The organism is Nocardioides sp. WG-D5 (assembly GCF_054031175.1).
Genome location: NZ_CM132928.1, coordinates 2,700,999 through 2,717,752, shown reverse-complemented (window position 1 = coordinate 2,717,752; position 16,754 = coordinate 2,700,999). Strand labels below are relative to the sequence as shown.

Genomic DNA, 16,754 nt, shown 5'->3' with positions numbered 1-16,754 from the left:
CTGGGCCCGCGCCGGAAACCCTCCGGGAAACGCGTGTTGCTGCATTGCAGGAATCCGAAGAACCAGTCTTTGCAATGCAGATTCTTGGGGAATCGAATGTGCTGCGGGGTCAGGGAAAGATCACGAAACTCAGTTACCCGTTCCCGGTAAGCCGCGAAACCCGTGGTTCCGGGGACGGAAGCCCGCAACAAGCGGGTCTTTCCCCCAGGAGGAGACGTATGAGGTTCGAACGCACCACTTTCCGTCCCCGCACCGTCGCCGCGCTCGCCGCGGGTGTGGGTCTCGCGGCCTCCGCCGCTGTCGCCGTCCCGGCAGCCGCCGCGGACGCCGAGTTCAGCAAGGCCGAGGTCGCATCGGTCAGGTCTGCCGTCGCCGAGGCCGCCCCGGTCGGCTCGTCGTGGTACACCGACCCGGCCACCAACAAGATCGTCGTCACCGTCGACGAGACCGTCTCCGCGGCTGAGATCGCCGAGGTCAAGAAGGCCGCCGCGGAGAAGACGAGCCAGGGCGACGAGGCCGTGACCGTCAAGCACACCAAGGGTGAGTTCACCCCGCTCATCGGCCCCGGCGACGCCATCTACGGCGGCGGCTCGCGGTGCTCGCTCGGCTTCAACGTCAAGGTCGGCGGCGCCGACTACTTCCTGACCGCGGGCCACTGCACCGACGCCGTCTCGACCTGGTACGCCAACTCGTCGAACACCACGCTGCTCGGCCCGACCGCGGGCTCGAGCTTCCCGGGCAACGACTACGGCATCGTCCGCTACGACTCGTCCATCTCCAAGACCGGCGGCTTCACCGCGGGCACCGCCCGGGTCGGCCAGAGCGTCACCCGTGACGGCTCGACCACCGGCGTCCACACCGGCACCGTGACGGCGGTCAACGCGAGCGTCCGTTACGCCGAGGGCACCGTCAGCGGTCTGATCCAGACCAACGTGTGCGCCGAGCCCGGTGACTCCGGCGGCGCGCTCTACTCCGGTTCGACCGCACTGGGTCTGACCTCCGGTGGTTCCGGCAACTGCACCACCGGCGGCACGACCTTCTTCCAGCCGGTGACCGAGGCGCTCAGCGCGTACGGCGCCACGATCTACTGATCAGGCGCGGCTGATCCCGCACGGCTGATCCAGCGCAGGTACGCCGCAGGGTGAGGTGGTTTGGTCCACTTTGCCCCGCGGCGTACGAAATTTCGTCTGACAACGAAAGTTTTTTGCCAACGACTGGCAGATGAGGCGCTGACAACGCCATACTCACTGTGGTCGTGTTCGGGCACACTGCGGTGGAGGAATGTATGAGGTTCACCAGGTCACGTAACCGTCTGCTGGCAGCAGCAGCCGGTCTAGGTCTGGCGGCTAGCGCCGCGACCATGCCGGCGGTCGCCGCCCCACCGAAGGAGAGGCCCAGCGCGCGGGCGCTCGCGGCGGTCCACTCCGCGGTGGACTCGGCCGTCAACCGGTCGGCGCTCTCCGGCATCGCGTGGTACACCGACGAGGCCACCGGCACGGTGGTCGTCACGGCCGACTCCACCGTGCCCGCGTCGGCGCTGAGCAGGCTGACCGATGCCGTCGGGGTCGATGCCGACGCGATCACCCTCAAGCGTGCCAAGGGCGAGTTCAAGCCGTTCGTCGGCGCCGGCGACGCGATCTACGGCTCGGGCTACCGATGCTCGGTGGGCTTCAACGTACGCAGCGGCGGCACCCACTACTTCCTCACCGCCGGTCACTGTGCCGACGACGTCGAGACGTGGTACACGAACTCCGGCGAGACCACCCGGATCGGACCGACGGTCAAGGCGAGCTTCCCGGGCAACGACTACGCGCTGGTGCGCTACGCGAACACCTCGCTGACCCACGCGGGCGGTTACAGCGTCGGTGACGCCCACGTCGGCCAGAGGGTGACCCGCGACGGCTCGTCCACCGGCGTCCACTCCGGGCGCGTCGAGGCGCTCGACGTCTCGGTCCGCTACCGCGGCTCCGGCACCGTGCGCGGCATGATCCAGACCGACATCTGCGCCGAGTCGGGAGACTCCGGTGGCCCGCTCTACGCCGGTTCGACCGCCCTCGGGATCACCTCGGGCGGCACCGGCGACTGCTCCTCGGGCGGGACCACCTTCTACCAGCCCGTTCGCGAGGCCGTCCGCGCCTACGACGTCAACGTCTACTGATGGCGGTGCCCCTTCGTCGGGGCGTCGTGGGCCAGCTGGGGCGAAGTGGTTCAGACCACTTCGCCCCATTTGGCAATGATTTCGCGGTGACGGTGAAATTTTCTTTCTCCGCATGGCCGACCCGTTTCTCCGCCGACATACTCCCAGGAGGTCGTGCTCGGGCACATCGCGGTGGTCGGGCACTCCTGGCGCCCGCAACCACGCGGGTTCCTGGTCGTTTCGTAGGAGGAACACATGAGTTTCACCGCGTCCCGCACCCGCCTGGCCGCAGTCGTGGCCGGTCTTGGCCTGGCAGCCACCGCTGCCGTCATGCCGGCTGCCGCCGCCCCAGCTGACAAGCAGTTCAGCCCGAAGGCTCTGGCTGCTCTTCACTCCGCCGTCGACAAGTCCGGCGTGTCCGGTATCGCCTGGTACACCGACGAGGCCACCGGCAAGGTCGTCGTCACCGCCGACTCCACCGTCTCGAAGGCGGACCTCGCCAAGGTCACCAAGGCCGCCGGCGCCAACGCCGAGGCGCTCACGGTCAAGCGTTCCGCAGGCAAGTTCACGACGCTGCTCTCCGCCGGAGACGCGATCTACGGCTCGGGCTACCGCTGCTCGTTGGGGTTCAACGTGCAGAGCGGCAGCAGCTACTACTTCATCACCGCCGGTCACTGCGGTGACGAGGTTCCGACCTGGTACGCCAACTCGTCCCAGTCCACGCTGATCGGCCCGACGGTCGCCTCGAGCTTCCCGGGCAACGACTACGCCCTGGTCCGCTACGACAACGCCTCGCTCTCGCACCCCGGTGGCTTCACGGTCGCCGATGCGTACGTCGGCGAGAGGGTCACCCGGGACGGCTCGACCACCGGTGTCCACACCGGCGTCGTCCAGGCGCTCAACGTGACCGTCCGCTACCAGGGATCGGGCCGGGTCGGCGGCCTGATCCAGACCAACGTATGCGCCGAGCCCGGTGACTCCGGCGGCGCGCTCTACGACGGCACCAAGGCGCTCGGCATCACCTCGGGCGGTTCCGGCAACTGCACGACGGGCGGGACGACCTTCTTCCAGCCCGTTCGTGAGGCCGTCAACGCCTACGGCGTGACCGTCTACTGATCCACCGCTCCGCTGGTCGAGCCCCTCACGGGACTCGACCAGCGGTCGGCTCAGACCGCGACCGGAATCAGGGCCGAGTCCGCCGACTCCTTGATGAGCCGGGCGTACGCATCGAAGAGCCGCTGCTCGGAGAGGCGCTGCCGGTTGCGGAAGATGCGCTCGAAGTGCTCCTCGCGCTGGGCGAAGGCGACCTTCCAGGTCTCGGCCATCTCGGTCGGGTCGAAGGACGCGACCAGGCGCGGGTCGCCGACCATCGCCGGGGCGTCGCCGACGGGGGTGGTCACCGGGACCGCGCCGCAGGCCATTCCCTCGAGCAGGCACAGCGGGGCGGCCTCGCCGAACGCCGAGGTGAGCGTGATCAGGTCGGCGGCGTTGTAGAGCGGCGCCATCTGGCTCTGGATCCCGAGGGCGTGCAGGTTGGTCTCCAGGGCCGGCCACGCGCCGAGCTCCTCGGCCACGAGCTCCGCGAAGGCGGGGTTGTCCGCGGTCATCCCGGCGCCGCACATGACGAGGTGGGCGTCGGGGTGCTCCTGGACGAACCGGCGCGCGGCACGGACGAAGAGCGGGATGTTCTTCATCTCGTCGAAGCGGGCCGCGATCATCACGACCGGCTCCTCACCCTTCACGCCGAGCTCGGCGCGCTTGCTCGCCCGCAGGTCGGCGTCGGTGCGGAACTTGTGGAGGTCCACGCCGTTCGGGAAGACCGGCAGCCGCTCCAGCGGGATGCCGGTCGCCTCGTGGTAGGCCCGCTGCGTCGACTCCGCGCAGCACACCGCCGCGGTCAGCAGCCCCGCCCGGTCGAGGTCGATCAGCTCCTGTACGCCGGCCCCCTGGTGCTCCGGGTCGGAGCGGTGCAGGCAGGTGATCAGCGGAGTGCCCGACGTGCCGACCTTGCCCAGCACCGTGAGCGGCTGCTCCTTGAGGGAGAGCACGACGTCCGCCTTCGCCACCGACTGCGCCACCCGCTTGAGCTGGCTGGCGGTGATCGGCCCCGTCGGCGTACGCCGCAGCGCCCGGACCGGCACGCCGGCCGAGGTCAGACGGCGGTAGGAGTTGTCCGAGGAGATCCGTTGGGCGGTGAACTCGCGTTGGACACGGTCGCTGAGGCTCAGCACGCTGTGCTGCTGAGGCGTGGTGGCATCGAGCGCGCGGACGACGGCGGTGTGCAGGATCCGGGCGCCGCCGGCGAAGAAACCTTCGTACAGGGAGAGGACGGACGGGCCGTCCTCGAGGTATGCCACGTTAGACATGTCGACCTCACTAGTCCGCAGGGCAGCATCGCCCGAGCGTTGGAGTTGGTGGGGCTACGGCAGAGATATGCGGCTTTGCAGGTGATCGTCGCTGATCGAGCGTCAGCCAGCGGGCCCGTTTGAACGAGTTCAGGGCAACGGTGGGCACCTTCGGCACCCGGGGTGGACGCTAACGCGTCGGGATCGACATCCCAAGGCGTCGTTGGCCCGGGAAGCGTGATTTCACTTGTTCGTCATCTTCACGCGCGCATCGTAGGGAGGGACGGAGGATTTATCGAAACCGGCGAGGATCCGGAGTCGATTTACGCTATCGGATGTGGTGTGCGTCACGCTATGTGTTCACCGAGATTGTTCGGTGAACGGATGGCGCGGGTCTCGGACGCGCTGCCGGATAGGAGCGCAACGGCGGCTGGATCCCGCTACCTTCGGGACCATGACGACCGAGGTGACGACGTACCGCTATGTCCGTTTCGCGCTGTGCTGTCTGCTTCTGGGCCTGGCGATCTCGGTGGGTGCCGAGACGATCGTGAGCGGGGAGTGGCAGACCTCCATCTCGTCCTACTACTACACCCCGGCAGGCCCGGTCTTCACCGCCGTGCTGTGCGCGCTGGGCGTGTGTCTGGTGGTGCTGCGGGGTTACACCGACGCGGAGGACACCGCGCTCAACCTCGCCGGTCTCTCGGCGCCGATGGTCGGCTTCGTGCCGACCCCGGAGGTCGGGCAGGAGATCGACAAGGCGGCGATCGTCAACAACGCCTGGAGCTATCTGGCGGTGATGGCGATCGGCTGGGTGGTCGTGCTGATCTTCGGGCTGCGCAAGCGGGCCGCCGCAGGTGCCTGGCCGTCGCGCTGGGGCCTGATCGGCCTGGTCTCGGTCGCCGGGGCGTGGGTCGTCGGTGTCGGCTGGCTGCTGATCGACCAGGAGAGCTTCGCGGCCAAGGCGCACGGGCTCGCGGCGATCTTCACCTTCACGCCGTTCGCGCTGGCCGTCGTGCTCAACACCGACTGGGGCGTACGGAAGATCGCGCGCGAGGCCGACAAGGCGCGCACGCGGCTGGACAAGACCTACTGGGCGCTGGTCGCGGCGATGGTCGTGCTGCTGGCCGCCGGCATCGTGCTGGGCGTGACCGGGTGGCACCTGTGGCTGCTGGCGACCGAGGTCTCGCTGCTGGTGTGCTTCGCGATCTTCTGGATCATCCAGAGCTTCGACCTGATGGACCCGGAGCGCGACGCAGCCACCACGCGTCCGCGCACGGTGCTTTGATCGCGGGGCTCACCGGAAGTCGATGAGCAGGTCGTCGTCGCCGTTCTCGGGATCGGTGACGACCCGGGGGAGGCGTACGGCGGTGTCGGTGCGCTTGGCGAGCGGCACCGTCGGTCGGTCGTTCCCGTCCACCTCGGCGACCTCGTGCGCGCTGGTGGTCGGGCCTGCCACCTGCGCGCGCGGCAGCACCTGGGTGCGCCAGGCCCGGCAGTTGTAGGGCAGCTGCATGCCGTCCATGCCGCGGCCGTAGTCGTCGTAGAAGGCCAGCACCTCGCGGCGCTTGTCGTCCTGGGCCTCTCGCCTGAGGACCGCGATGTTGGAACGCGACAGGACCAGGTCCTGGATCGTGTGGCGGTCGACGACCTGCCAGTGCCGGAACGTGTGGGACTCGACGGCGGAGAAGAGCCCGGAGTCGTCGAGGATCTTCGTCGGGTCGAAGCCACCGTCCTGCTTGCCGATCAGCCGGCCGAGCTTGCGCACCCATGGGATCCGCTCGTCACGCTCGTTCTGGATCACGGCGAGCCGTCCGTCCGTACGCAGCACCCGCCCGACCTCCGCCAGCGCCTTGGCGTGGTCGAACCAGTGGAACGCCTGCCCGACGACGACCACGTCGTAGAGACCGTCGCCGGTCGGGATCTGCTCGGCGGTGCCGCTGGTGGCGCGTACGTCCGGGAGCTTCTCGGAGAGGATGTCGAGCATCGCGTCGTCCGGGTCGGTCGCGAAGACGTCGTGGCCCAGGCCGACGAGCACCTCGGTGAGCTTGCCGGTGCCGGCGCCGAGCTCGAGAACGCGCACCGGTTCGTCGCCGACCAGCCACTTCACCGCATCGACCGGGTAGGACGGGCGCCCGCGGTCATAGCTGTCCGCCACGCCTCCGAAGGAGCGTGCCGGGTCGGGGTTCGCTGGGTCCGTCATCTCGGTCAGGGTAACGCGCGCTTAAGGTTGACGCGTGAAGGACGATCCGCTTGCCCGGTTGGTGTCGCTCGAAGGTGTGGCCTCGGGCTTCGCCGCAGCTCGTGACGGCATCGACGTGATGCTGCGTGACCGGGGACTGCGGCGTACGTCCCCGGAGACCACCGCCGAGTCGCTGCTGCGCGGGGCGCACGCGTCGGCCGTGCTGGAGGGGTCCTCGTCGTCCCTGGGCGAGGTCCGTGCCTCCGGCGGGGACGCGATCGCGCAGGACGCGGTGCGGCTCTCGACCGAGCTGCTCTCGCTGGTGCCGGTGGTGAAGCAGGCGCCGCTGCAGGCGTTCGCGCGGATCCACGCGCTCGCGGCCGGGGCGTCGTTGGAGGCCGAGGAGATGGGGCGTCCGCGCTCGTCGGCGGCTGCCGAACGGTTGCGGCGTCTGTCCGACCTGCTGCTCGCGCCGACGTCGGCGCCGGCGCTGGTCGTGGCGGCGTTCGCGCACGCCGATCTGGCGACGTCGGCGCCGTTCGCGTCCCACAACGGGCTGGTCGCGCGTGCCGCAGAGCGGCTCATCCTGGTCGCGCGCGGTGTGGACGAGAAGTCGCTGGTCGTGCCGGAGGCCGGTCACCTGGCGCTGCGGGCCGCCTATGAGTCGAACCTGCGCGGCTTCCGTGAGGGCGGCCAGGCGGGGGCGCACTCGTGGCTGCTCTATGCGGCGGAGGCGTACGCCGCCGGGGCCGAGGCCTCGCCGCTGCGCCTGGACGCGGCCGAATAGGGCCCGAAATTGATGGTGGCACCCGGTGGGTTGTGAACACCGGATGCCACCGCGGACACGAGGCCTTCTGGTTACCAAGCGTGCAAGGTCTGGTCACTGCGCCGGGATTTCTCCCCGGCTACAGCACCCCATCAGATGGGTGGATCGCCGCGTGGGTGCCTGGCACTCGTGTACGTCCTGTTACGTCATTGTTTCTACGCTGATTAGCGGCCAGATTCAAGGCTGGAATTTCTGCAGGATGAGGAGGATGATGACGCTCCTGCAGAATCTGCCTCAGGCGCCGAGGCGCCGGCGCTTCGTACCCGCCCAGATGACGCCGCCGGCGATCGCGACGGCACCGCCGACGGCCAGTGCGGCCAGCGTCGGTGTGGACGGGGTGAGCACGCGGCTGCGCAGCGCGACCGGCTTGTTGAAGACCAGGATGTCCCAGCCGCGCTCCTTGGCGACCTTGCGGAGGTCCTTGTCGGGATTGACCGCGAAGGCGTGACCGACCTCCTCCAGCATGGGGGTGTCGGTGATCGAGTCGGAGTAGGCGTAGGACTGCTCCAGGTCGTAGCCGAAGCGCTCGGCCAGCTGCTGGACCGCGCGGGCCTTCTCCTCGCGGTAGGCGTAGAGCGCGATCTCGCCGGTGTAGCGGCCGTCCTCGATCTCCATCTGGGTGGCCACCACGTGGTCGGCGCCGAGCATCGCGCCGATCGGCTCGACCAGCTCGGTGCCGGAGGCGGAGACGATGATGACGTCGTGGCCCTGGGCGTGGTGCTGCTCGATGAGCTGCACGGCCTCCTCGTAGACGAGCGGGTCGACCACGTTGTGGAGAGTGTCGGCGACGATCTCCTTGACGGTCGCCACGTCCCAGCCGGTGACCATCTCGGAGAGCGACTTGCGCATCTTCTCCATCTGGTCGTGGTCGGCCCCACCGACGACGTAGACGAACTGCGTGTAGGCCGAGCGGATCATGGCCGCGCGGGTGATCAGGCCGCCGGCCTGGAAGTGCTTGGAGAACGCAAGCGTGCTCGACCTCGCGATGATCGTCTTGTCGAGATCGAAGAACGCAGCGACGCGTGTCATGCGCACATCGTAGACGCCCGTTGGGTGGGCCGATCACCATCCACAGGGCGGGTCCGGGACCGGGTTATCCACAGGCCTCGGATTTGCGGGTGGAATCGTCGGTGCCTCGGCGGATCCTGCTGCCATGACCTCGGAACCTCTCGTCATCACCTCGGACTCGTTGCTGGCCGCTGAGGCGGCCCGTCTGGCCGCCGCCTCGGGCGTCACCGTCGAGGAGTGCACCGATGCTGTCGGTGCCCTGCGGCGATGGCAACGACCACCACTGATCCTCGTGGGAGCCGATCTCCTCGCTGAGGTGGCGTCCTTGCGTCCGCCCCGCCGCGACGGGGTGTACGTCGTGGGTTGGGGATCGATGGGCGAGCCGCTGCTCCGGGCCGCGCTGGAGGTGGGCGCCGAGACGATGCTGGAGCTGCCGTCGGCCGAGACCGTCGTCGCCGGGCTGCTCGCCGACGTCGGCGACGGTGAGGGCGGCGACGGCCTGGTCGTCGGCGTGCTGGCCGGATCGGGCGGTGCCGGGGCGACGACGTACGCCGCGGCCCTGGCCAGCATGGGAGCCGACCGCGGGCCGACCCTGCTGATCGATGCCGACCGGCTCGGGCCCGGCGCCGGACGGGTGCTCGGTCTCGACGAGATGCCCGGGGTGACCTGGGGCGACCTCGGCCAGACCGCCGGTCGGCTGGGGGCTCGGTCGCTGCGCGAGGCGGTGCCGCACGTGGGCTCGCTGGGACTGCTGGGCTGGCCGGGTGGCGATGTGGTCCCGCCGCGGCCGGAGGTGGTGCGTGAGGTGCTCGCCGCGGCTCGGCGAGGCCATGACCTGGTCGTCGTCGACCTGCCTCGGGATCCGGACGCCGGGGCCGAGGCGCTGCTGAGCGGCTGCGACCTCGTGCTGGTCGTGGTCCGGGCCAACGTCACCGGCACGGCCTCCGCCGCCCGGCTGATCGCGCGTCTGCCCGAGCGGGACCGGGTGCGGGTCGTCGTGCGCGGCCGGGCGGCCGAACCAGAGGCGGTCGGACGTGCTCTGGGGCTTCCGGTGATCGCCGCGATGTCCGACCAGCGTGGGCTCTCGGAGGCGATCGACCTGGGTCTCGGGCCGATCCGCTCCAAGCGGGCGCCGCTGGCCCGCGCGGCGGCCGAGGTGCTCCTGCGCTGCCGGGTCCGCACGGGGATGAGGGCGGCATGATCGGCGCCGTCGACATCCCGCCTCAGGTCGTCGACCTGGTGCGTGACCACCTGGCGCGTACGCCGGGAGAGCTCACCCCGCACCGGGTCCAGCAGGCGCTCCGGGCCGAGGGGCGGATCGTCGGCGACGCGACGGTGCTCGGCGTCTTCGAGATGCTGCGCCGCGACGTCGTCGGCGCCGGGCCGCTGGAGCCGCTGCTGCGGCTGCCCGGGGTGACCGACGTCCTCGTCAACGGGCCCGACCAGGTCTTCATCGACCGCGGATCCGGCCTGGAGCCCGCTCCGGTGGCGTTTCCCGACGACGACGCGGTCCGGCGGCTGGCTCAGCGACTGGCCGCCGGAGCCGGCCGCAGGCTCGACGACGCCTCGCCCTACGTCGATCTGAGGCTGGGCGACGGCAGCCGGTTCCACGCGGTGCTCGCGCCGCTGGCGCGACCGGGCACCGTGATCTCGCTGCGAGTGCCGTCTGCGCGGGCGTTCACGCTCTCCGAGCTGGAGTCCTCGGGGATGGTCGTTCCGGTCGTGGCCGATCTGTTGCGGCGGCTGGTGCTGGCGCGGTCCGCCTTCCTGGTGTCCGGTGGCACCGGCACCGGGAAGACCACCCTGCTGGCGTCGCTGTTGTCCCTGGTGCCGCCCGAGGAGCGGCTGGTGCTGGTGGAGGACGCCTCCGAGCTGCGCCCGGACCATCCGCATGTCGTCGGTCTCGAGGCGCGCCCGGCCAACATCGAGGCCGCGGGCGCCGTCGAGCTCCACACACTGGTCCGTCAGGCCCTCAGGATGCGGCCGGACCGGCTGGTCGTGGGGGAGGTGCGTGGCGCGGAGGTCGTCGACCTGCTCGCTGCGCTCAACACCGGCCACGAGGGCGGTTGCGGCACGCTGCACGCCAACTCCGCCGCCGACGTCCCGGCCCGCGTCGAGGCCCTGGCGCTCGCCGCCGGCCTCGGCAGGGAGGCGGCGCACAGCCAGTTCGCCTCCGGGGTGGACGTGGTCGTGCATCTGCGGCGCCGTGACGGCCGCCGGGTGCTGACCGAGATCGCCGTCCCGCTTCGCGGGGCGGACGGGCTGGTCCGGATGGAGGCCGCCTGCTCGGTGGCCGCCGACGGCGACGTCGTCGCCGGGCCGGCCTCGGGCCGGCTGGAGACGCTGCTGGGAGCCGACCGATGAACGTGATGGCTCTCGGGCTGGTCGCCTGCCTGGCAGGTGCCGCGGCAGCGCTGATGATCCGTCCACGGTCCGTGGTCGGATCACGGGGGCCTGGGTGGCGGGTGCCGCGGTGGTCGTTCCTCCTGGTCGCCCTCGTCCCCATCGTCTTCCCGGGCAAGGCGGTCGTCGCGGCTGTCTTGCTCGGGATCGCCACCTTCGGCGGTGTCGCCCTGTGGCGGCGCCGCTGCGAACGGATCGAGGCGGGACGTACGGCTGAGCGCGTGGTCGAGGCCTGCGAGCAGATGGCCGCCGAGCTGGCCGCCGGGCATCCGCCCGGACCGGCGTTGTCGCAGCTCGCGGCGGAGTGGCCGGTGATCGAGCCGGTCGCGGAGGCCCAGCGGATGGGCTCCGACGTCCCTGCTGCTTGGCGGGAGGTCGCCGAGGTGCCCGGGGCGGGTGCGCTCCGGGTCGTCGCCGCGGCCTGGCAGATCGCTCACCAGACCGGCAGCGGTCTGGCGGATGCGCTCGACCGGGTGGCGCTCGACCTGCGGGCGGCCGCCGCCACCCAGCGGGTGGTCGACGGCGAGCTCGGTTCGGCCCGCTCCACCGCCCGTCTGATCGCCGGGCTGCCGGTGGCCGCCCTGGCGATGGGCAGCGGAGTCGGCGGCGACCCGCTGGCATTCCTCTTCGGGTCGCCCGTGGGCCTGGCCTGCCTCGGTCTCGGACTGCTCCTCGGCTGGCTGGGACTGTGGTGGATCGAGGGCATCGCGCGTGGGGTCGAGGCGAGATGAGCACCTGGCTCGTGGCGATCGCGCTCGGGCTGTCGGCGGCGTTGCTGCCGGCGCCGACCTCGCCACTTCCCGGACGCGTCGCGGTGCTCGATGATCGGGGCGAGCCCGGCGATCCGGGCGGCTGGATGATGCGTTGGCGGCCGTTGCTGGCGCTCCTCGCCGCCGGCGCCGTCTACACCTTCGTCGGGGGCACCGTAGGCGCTGTGCTCGCGGCCCCGGCCGGCGTCGTCTGCTGGGTCGTCATCGGCCGGGTCGAACCCGCGGAGGTCCGGCGCGAGCGCGAGGCGGCCAAGGCCGACCTGCCGGCGCTGGTCCGCCTCCTCTCCGCCGCGCTGTCCTCCGGTGCGGCACCCGCGGAGGCGCTGGTGGCGGTCGCGGCCGCTCTGCCCGGACCGGCGGCAGCCCGGCTGCTGCCGGCGGCCTCCCGGCTCCACCTGGGAGCCGACCCGGAGAAGACCTGGCGCACCCTGGTCGACGATCCCGCGCTCGCGCCACTGGGCCGCGCGTTGGCCCGGGCCCAGGCGACCGGTGCCCCGGTCGCCACGACGGTCGAGCGCCTCGCCGACGACCTCACCAGGAACGCACGCGCCGAGGTCGAGGACCGAGCGCGCTCGGTGGGCGTCAAGGCCGCCGTCCCCCTCGGCATCTGCCTCCTCCCCGCCTTCCTGCTGCTCGGCGTCGTCCCGGTCGTCGGCGGGCTTCTCTCCAACCTCGGCATCTGACCCATCGCCGAGGCGTCACCCGCGTCGGCCGAGGCGTCACCTGCGTCGGCCGAGCTGGCACCCAAGTGCCGACTCGACCGACGTACGTGACGTCTCGGCGCTCCTGTTTTCCCTGATCAGCGGGCCGATTGTCATCCACAGGGCGGGTTCGGGAGCGGGTTGTCCACAGCCGGCGACAAGGCGGTCGCGAATGTCGGCGGAGCGGGTCATTGTCGTCCGTGAACGGCCGTACGGACGGCCATCGATCAGAGGAGACCAACCATGGCCAAGGCACATCTTCGTAAGAACGAGAAGGGGATCACGACGGCTGAGTACGCCGTGGGCACGGCGGCCGGCGCGGGGCTCGCCGGCCTGCTCTACAAGCTGCTCACCGGTGGCTTCGGCAACGACCTGCTCAACAGGCTCTTCCAGCACGTGCTCAGCCTCCTGGGGATCTGAGCCATGGTCCGTGGGCAGCGGGGCGAGCGGGGTGAGCGGGGTGCCGCCACCGCAGAGCTGGTGATGGTCATCCCGCTCCTGGTGGCCGTGACCATCGGCCTGGTGTGGCTGCTGTCGGTGGGAGCGGCGCAGATCCAGGTGGTCGACGCGGCCCGGGAGACCGCGCGTGCCGTCGCCCGAGGTGATGACAGTGGCTCTGCCGCCGCCCGCGGTCGGCGGGTCGGACCTGCGGGCACCCAGGTGAGCGTGAGCGCCGGCGCGGAGGAGGTCGTCGCCTCGGCGCAGGCCCGGGTCACCGGGCCCGGCGGGATCTTCGGCTGGATGCCGGGCGTGACGGTGCGCGGCGAGGCGGTCGCCGCGACCGAGGCGACACGGGGGGAGCAGTGAGCGCGATCCGGGCCGGGCAGGACGAGCGTGGATCGGCAGCACCCTTCGCGGTCGGCGCGATCGGGCTGCTGCTGTTCCTCGGTGCGGCGCTGGGTGTGGTGGGCACGGTCTTCGTCGCCCACCGCACGGCGCAGTCCGCAGCCGACCTGGCGGCGTTGGCGGGCGCCAACGCGCTCCAGATCTCCGAGGATGCATGCGCGGCAGCGACGACGATCACCGAGCGCAACGGGGCCAGGTTGGAGTCGTGTGAGGTCGCCGGAGAGGACGTCACGGTCACGGTGCGGGTCGAGGGGCCGCGCTGGCTCGGTCAGCCGGGGGATCCGGTCGCCAAGGCGAGGGCCGGCCCGACAGGGCCGGACTAGTTGGTGGCGTCGTCCTTCGACTCGGGCGCGGTGTCCTGCAGCGACTGGGCCAGCTTCCGCAGGTGGCGCTTCTCCTTCATGTTCTTGGCCTGGAGCTTGCCGCCCCACTTGGTGAGCCAGAGACCGAGGAGGAGAAGCACACCGGCGACGAGGCCGATCACGAAGATCGTGGTCGCGCCGACCGGAAGACCGAGCAGTGTGGCGGTCGGGTCATCGAGGTCACCGTTGCCGGTGGTGAAGAGTCCGAGAACGACGAGTGCTGCGGCAACGACGATCAGCACGAGTCCCAAGATCAGCATTTCCCCAGGGTATGCCTATTTCTGCAGCAGGAGACGCAACAACACGATCGCGCCCTGCTTGTCGAGGGGGTTGTTCTGGTTGCCGCACTTGGGCGACTGGACACAGGAGGGGCAGCCGTCGTCGCACTCGCACGCCTCGATGGTCTCCAGGGTGGCGCCCAGCCACTCCCGGGCGGCGCGGAAACCGCGCTCGGAGAACCCGGCGCCGCCAGGGTGACCGTCGTAGACGAAGACGGTGAGCATCCCGGTGTCCGGGTGGGACGCGGTGCTCACGCCACCGATGTCCCAGCGGTCGCAGGTCGCGATCAGCGGGAGCAGGCCGATCGAGCAGTGCTCGGCGGCGTGGGCGGCGCCCGGGATGTCCGCCTTCTCCAGGCCAACCGCCTCGAGAGCCGAGGCGGGGACGGTCCACCAGACGGCGGAGGTGCGCAGCGTACGTTCGGGGAGGTCGAGGAGCTCCTCTCCGAGCACCTCGCCGCTCGGCTGCCGCCGGCGCAGGAAGGAGACGACCTGGTGGGTGACGTCGACGTCACCGTACGCCAGCCGGCACTCTCCCCAGGCGACCTGCTCCTGCTCGGCGACGATCGAGATCTCGGTGATCTCCCGGGCGGAGGTGGAGTATCCGGGGTCGTCGCGGGAGATCACCGCGACGTTCTCCTCCAGGTCGAGCTCGTGCACCAGATAGGTCTCGCCGCGGTGGACGTAGACCGCGCCGGCATGTGCGCTCGCGTGCGAGCTCGCGGCGTCGACCGTGCCGACGACGCGGCCGGTCTCGGCCTCGATCAGCTGCACCTGGGATCCGCCCGAGGAGCGGATGTCGGCGAGGTCGGCGGCCCGCCGGCGGTCGGTCCAGTACCAGCCCCGAGGCCGCTTGCGCAGCAGCCCTGAGGCGACCAGGGTGTCCACGATCTCCCGCGCACCCGGACCGAAGAGCGGTAGATCCGGCTCGGTGAGCGGAAGCTCCTGGGCGGCGGCACAGAGGTGGGGCCCGACGACGTACGGGTTGGCCGGGTCGAAGACGGTGGCCTCGACCGGCTGGCCGAGAAGCGCATCCGGATGGGTCACCAGGTAGGTGTCCAGCGGGTCGTCGCGGGCGACGAGGATGCCGAGGGCGTCGCCCGCACCGCGTCCGGCGCGGCCGATCTGCTGCCAGAAGGCGGAGCGCCTGCCGGGATAGCCCGCCAGGACGACCGCGTCCAGGCCGCTGATGTCGATGCCGAGCTCGAGGGCGTTCGTCGCCGCCAGCCCCAGCAGCTCGCCCGACCGCAGTGACGCCTCGATCGCCCGGCGCTCCTCGGGCAGATATCCCCCGCGGTAGGACGTCACCCGTCCCGGCAGCGACGGATCGACCTCAGCCAGCTCGGTGGCCGCGGTCATCGCGACCTGCTCGGCGCCGACACGGGAACGTACGAAAGCCAGGGTGCGTACGTCCGAGGAGACCAGGTCGGCGAGGAGGTCGGCGGTCTCCGCCGAGGCCGCGCGGCGCACGGGCGCACCGTTCTCGCCGGCATGCGTCGTCAGCGGCGGCTGCCACAGCGCGATCGAGAGCTCGCCGCGCGGTGAGGCGTCGGCGGTCACCGGCAGCACCGGGAGGCCGATCAGCCGCTCGCCGGCGGTCGCCGGCTCGGCGACCGTTGCCGAGGCCAGGACGAAGGTCGGCGAGGAGCCGTAGAGCTCACAGATACGGCGCAGCCGGCGCAGTACGTGCGAGACGTGCGCCCCGAAGACACCGCGGTAGTGATGGCACTCGTCGATGACGACGTAGCGCAGCGACCGGAAGAAGGCCGTCCACCGCTCGTGTCCGGGAAGCAGCGACCGGTGCAGCATGTCGGGGTTGGTCAGGATGTACTCGCCGTAGTCGCGAGCCCAGTCGCGCTGCTCCCGGGTGCTGTCGCCGTCGTGCGTCACCGCACGGACGTCGACGCCCAGCTCGCGCAGCCCGGTGAGCTGGTCCTGGGCGAGTGCCTTGGTGGGCGCGAGGTAGAGGACGCCGGCGCCGCGCTCACCACGTGGACCTCGTCCGTCTCGGATCGCGGTCAACGCGGGCAGCTGGTAGGCCAGCGACTTCCCGGAGGCCGTGCCGGTCGAGACGATCACGTGGCTTCCCTCGTGGGCGGCTTCGGCGGCCACCGCCTGGTGCTGCCACGGTCGCCGGACCCCGCAGGCGACGAACGCTTCGACCACATCTGGCGACGCCCACGTCGGCCAGTCGGCGAAGACGGCCTCGCGGGGCGGTACCTGCTCCAGGTGAGCGAGTCGGTCCTCGCGGCCCGGGACGTCAGCGAGCCGGCGTACGAGATCACCGGTCGCTGTCGTCAACACCGTCATATTCTCCCAGAATCCTGGTGGTCGTCACGCTTGCGGCCCCGCATCCGGCGCACGACGTTGCGAGTTTCTTGCGCGCATCCTGGTGAGCCGTGGTTACATTACGATCGACTCCGGGTATCGGACGCGAGGATGCTCGATACCGGAGTCAGTTGTCTCACGTTCCTTGGCAGGAGAACTTCGAAGTGGATCTGACGCTTGCGACTCGCGAGCTCGACTCGGCCACCGTCGTGGCCGTGGGCGGCGAGATCGACGTCTATACCGCGCCGAAGCTGAGGGACAAGATCACCGAGCTGGTCGCTCGGGGTCACTACGACATCGTCATCGACCTCGAGGCCGTGGAGTTCCTCGACTCGACCGGCCTCGGCGTCCTGGTCGGCGGCCTGAAGAAGGTCCGCCAGCACGACGGCATGCTGCGCCTGGTCTGTACGCAGGAGCGGCTGCTCAAGATCTTCCGGATCACCGGCCTCGCCAAGGTCTTCGACATCCACGCCAGCGCCGAGGGCGCGGCAGCAGGCTGACCCGGCGCCACAGACGACTGAGCGAGGTCGAGCGGCGAGCTTGCTCGTCCGCTCGTGCCGAGCGAGGGAGT

At 70.7% G+C, this 16,754-nt stretch carries 18 protein-coding genes; 13 read left to right on the top strand and 5 right to left on the bottom strand.

Annotated features, from left to right (window positions below):
- Positions 1-218: 218 nt before the first annotated feature.
- The 3 genes from ACWZJV_RS13170 (at position 219) to ACWZJV_RS13160 (ending at position 3,253) form a co-directional block, all read left to right on the top strand.
- The gene (locus ACWZJV_RS13170; protein ID WP_196876247.1) at positions 219-1,091 is read left to right on the top strand and encodes a S1 family peptidase; all 873 of its coding nucleotides are present in this window, start codon (positions 219-221) and stop codon (positions 1,089-1,091) included.
- A 269-nt stretch (positions 1,092-1,360) separates the two neighbouring features.
- Positions 1,361-2,158, top strand: a complete 798-nt coding sequence (locus ACWZJV_RS13165; protein WP_457181762.1) for a S1 family peptidase — start codon at positions 1,361-1,363, stop codon at positions 2,156-2,158.
- Positions 2,159-2,392: 234 nt separating this feature from the next.
- A complete protein-coding gene (locus ACWZJV_RS13160; protein ID WP_457181761.1) occupies positions 2,393-3,253 on the top strand; it encodes a S1 family peptidase in 861 nt (286 codons plus the stop codon).
- Between the two features lie 50 nt (positions 3,254-3,303).
- Here the strand turns inward: ACWZJV_RS13160 and ACWZJV_RS13155 are convergent, their stop codons facing one another.
- Positions 3,304-4,503: a glycosyltransferase gene (locus ACWZJV_RS13155; RefSeq protein WP_457181760.1), complete on the bottom strand. Its 1,200-nt coding sequence runs from the start codon at positions 4,501-4,503 to the stop codon at positions 3,304-3,306.
- A gap of 433 nt (positions 4,504-4,936) precedes the next feature.
- Between ACWZJV_RS13155 and ACWZJV_RS13150 the strand changes: the two genes are divergently transcribed.
- The gene (locus ACWZJV_RS13150) at positions 4,937-5,767 is read left to right on the top strand and encodes a hypothetical protein (protein ID WP_196876251.1); all 831 of its coding nucleotides are present in this window, start codon (positions 4,937-4,939) and stop codon (positions 5,765-5,767) included.
- A gap of 9 nt (positions 5,768-5,776) precedes the next feature.
- Here ACWZJV_RS13150 and ACWZJV_RS13145 read toward each other — a convergent pair whose 3' ends face one another.
- Positions 5,777-6,682 (bottom strand): class I SAM-dependent methyltransferase, encoded by a 906-nt coding sequence (locus ACWZJV_RS13145; RefSeq protein ID WP_457181759.1) that lies wholly within the window; start codon positions 6,680-6,682, stop codon positions 5,777-5,779.
- Between the two features lie 34 nt (positions 6,683-6,716).
- Here ACWZJV_RS13145 and ACWZJV_RS13140 point away from each other — a divergent pair, with 34 nt between their 5' ends.
- Positions 6,717-7,448: a Fic family protein gene (locus tag ACWZJV_RS13140; protein ID WP_008355112.1), complete on the top strand. Its 732-nt coding sequence runs from the start codon at positions 6,717-6,719 to the stop codon at positions 7,446-7,448.
- A gap of 273 nt (positions 7,449-7,721) precedes the next feature.
- Here the strand turns inward: ACWZJV_RS13140 and ACWZJV_RS13135 are convergent, their stop codons facing one another.
- Positions 7,722-8,516, bottom strand: a complete 795-nt coding sequence (locus ACWZJV_RS13135) for an HAD family hydrolase (protein ID WP_008355111.1) — start codon at positions 8,514-8,516, stop codon at positions 7,722-7,724.
- Between the two features lie 124 nt (positions 8,517-8,640).
- Between ACWZJV_RS13135 and ssd the strand changes: the two genes are divergently transcribed.
- From ssd to ACWZJV_RS13100, 7 genes are all read left to right on the top strand, one after another.
- Complete coding sequence (gene ssd, locus ACWZJV_RS13130; RefSeq protein ID WP_457181758.1) at positions 8,641-9,696, top strand: septum site-determining protein Ssd; 1,056 nt, start codon at positions 8,641-8,643, stop codon at positions 9,694-9,696.
- The gene (locus ACWZJV_RS13125) at positions 9,693-10,859 is read left to right on the top strand and encodes a TadA family conjugal transfer-associated ATPase (RefSeq protein ID WP_457181757.1); all 1,167 of its coding nucleotides are present in this window, start codon (positions 9,693-9,695) and stop codon (positions 10,857-10,859) included. The genes ssd and ACWZJV_RS13125 overlap by 4 nt, the downstream gene beginning before the upstream one ends.
- Positions 10,856-11,629 carry a type II secretion system F family protein gene (locus tag ACWZJV_RS13120; protein ID WP_457181756.1) on the top strand — a complete coding sequence of 258 codons (774 nt, stop codon included), beginning with the start codon at positions 10,856-10,858 and terminating at the stop codon, positions 11,627-11,629. Before ACWZJV_RS13125 ends, ACWZJV_RS13120 begins: the two co-directional genes overlap by 4 nt.
- The gene (locus tag ACWZJV_RS13115) at positions 11,626-12,351 is read left to right on the top strand and encodes a type II secretion system F family protein (protein WP_457181755.1); all 726 of its coding nucleotides are present in this window, start codon (positions 11,626-11,628) and stop codon (positions 12,349-12,351) included. The genes ACWZJV_RS13120 and ACWZJV_RS13115 overlap by 4 nt, the downstream gene beginning before the upstream one ends.
- A gap of 261 nt (positions 12,352-12,612) precedes the next feature.
- Positions 12,613-12,789, top strand: coding sequence for a DUF4244 domain-containing protein (locus tag ACWZJV_RS13110; RefSeq protein WP_141801821.1), 177 nt, complete (start codon positions 12,613-12,615; stop codon positions 12,787-12,789).
- A gap of 3 nt (positions 12,790-12,792) precedes the next feature.
- A complete protein-coding gene (locus ACWZJV_RS13105) occupies positions 12,793-13,176 on the top strand; it encodes a TadE family protein (RefSeq protein ID WP_196872369.1) in 384 nt (127 codons plus the stop codon).
- Entirely contained in the window at positions 13,173-13,538 is a 366-nt protein-coding gene (locus ACWZJV_RS13100) for an Rv3654c family TadE-like protein (protein ID WP_457181754.1), read from the top strand. The genes ACWZJV_RS13105 and ACWZJV_RS13100 overlap by 4 nt, the downstream gene beginning before the upstream one ends.
- On the opposite strand, the gene ACWZJV_RS13095 is transcribed toward ACWZJV_RS13100, so the two are convergent.
- Positions 13,535-13,837: a hypothetical protein gene (locus ACWZJV_RS13095; protein ID WP_457181753.1), complete on the bottom strand. Its 303-nt coding sequence runs from the start codon at positions 13,835-13,837 to the stop codon at positions 13,535-13,537. The two genes, ACWZJV_RS13100 and ACWZJV_RS13095, sit on opposite strands and share 4 nt — an antisense overlap.
- A 15-nt stretch (positions 13,838-13,852) precedes the next feature.
- A complete protein-coding gene (locus ACWZJV_RS13090) occupies positions 13,853-16,165 on the bottom strand; it encodes a DEAD/DEAH box helicase (RefSeq protein WP_457181752.1) in 2,313 nt (770 codons plus the stop codon).
- 182 nt (positions 16,166-16,347) lie between these two features.
- On the opposite strand from ACWZJV_RS13090, the gene ACWZJV_RS13085 reads away from it, so the two are divergent.
- Entirely contained in the window at positions 16,348-16,683 is a 336-nt protein-coding gene (locus tag ACWZJV_RS13085; protein WP_008355077.1) for an anti-sigma factor antagonist, read from the top strand.
- Positions 16,684-16,754: the final 71 nt, after the last annotated feature.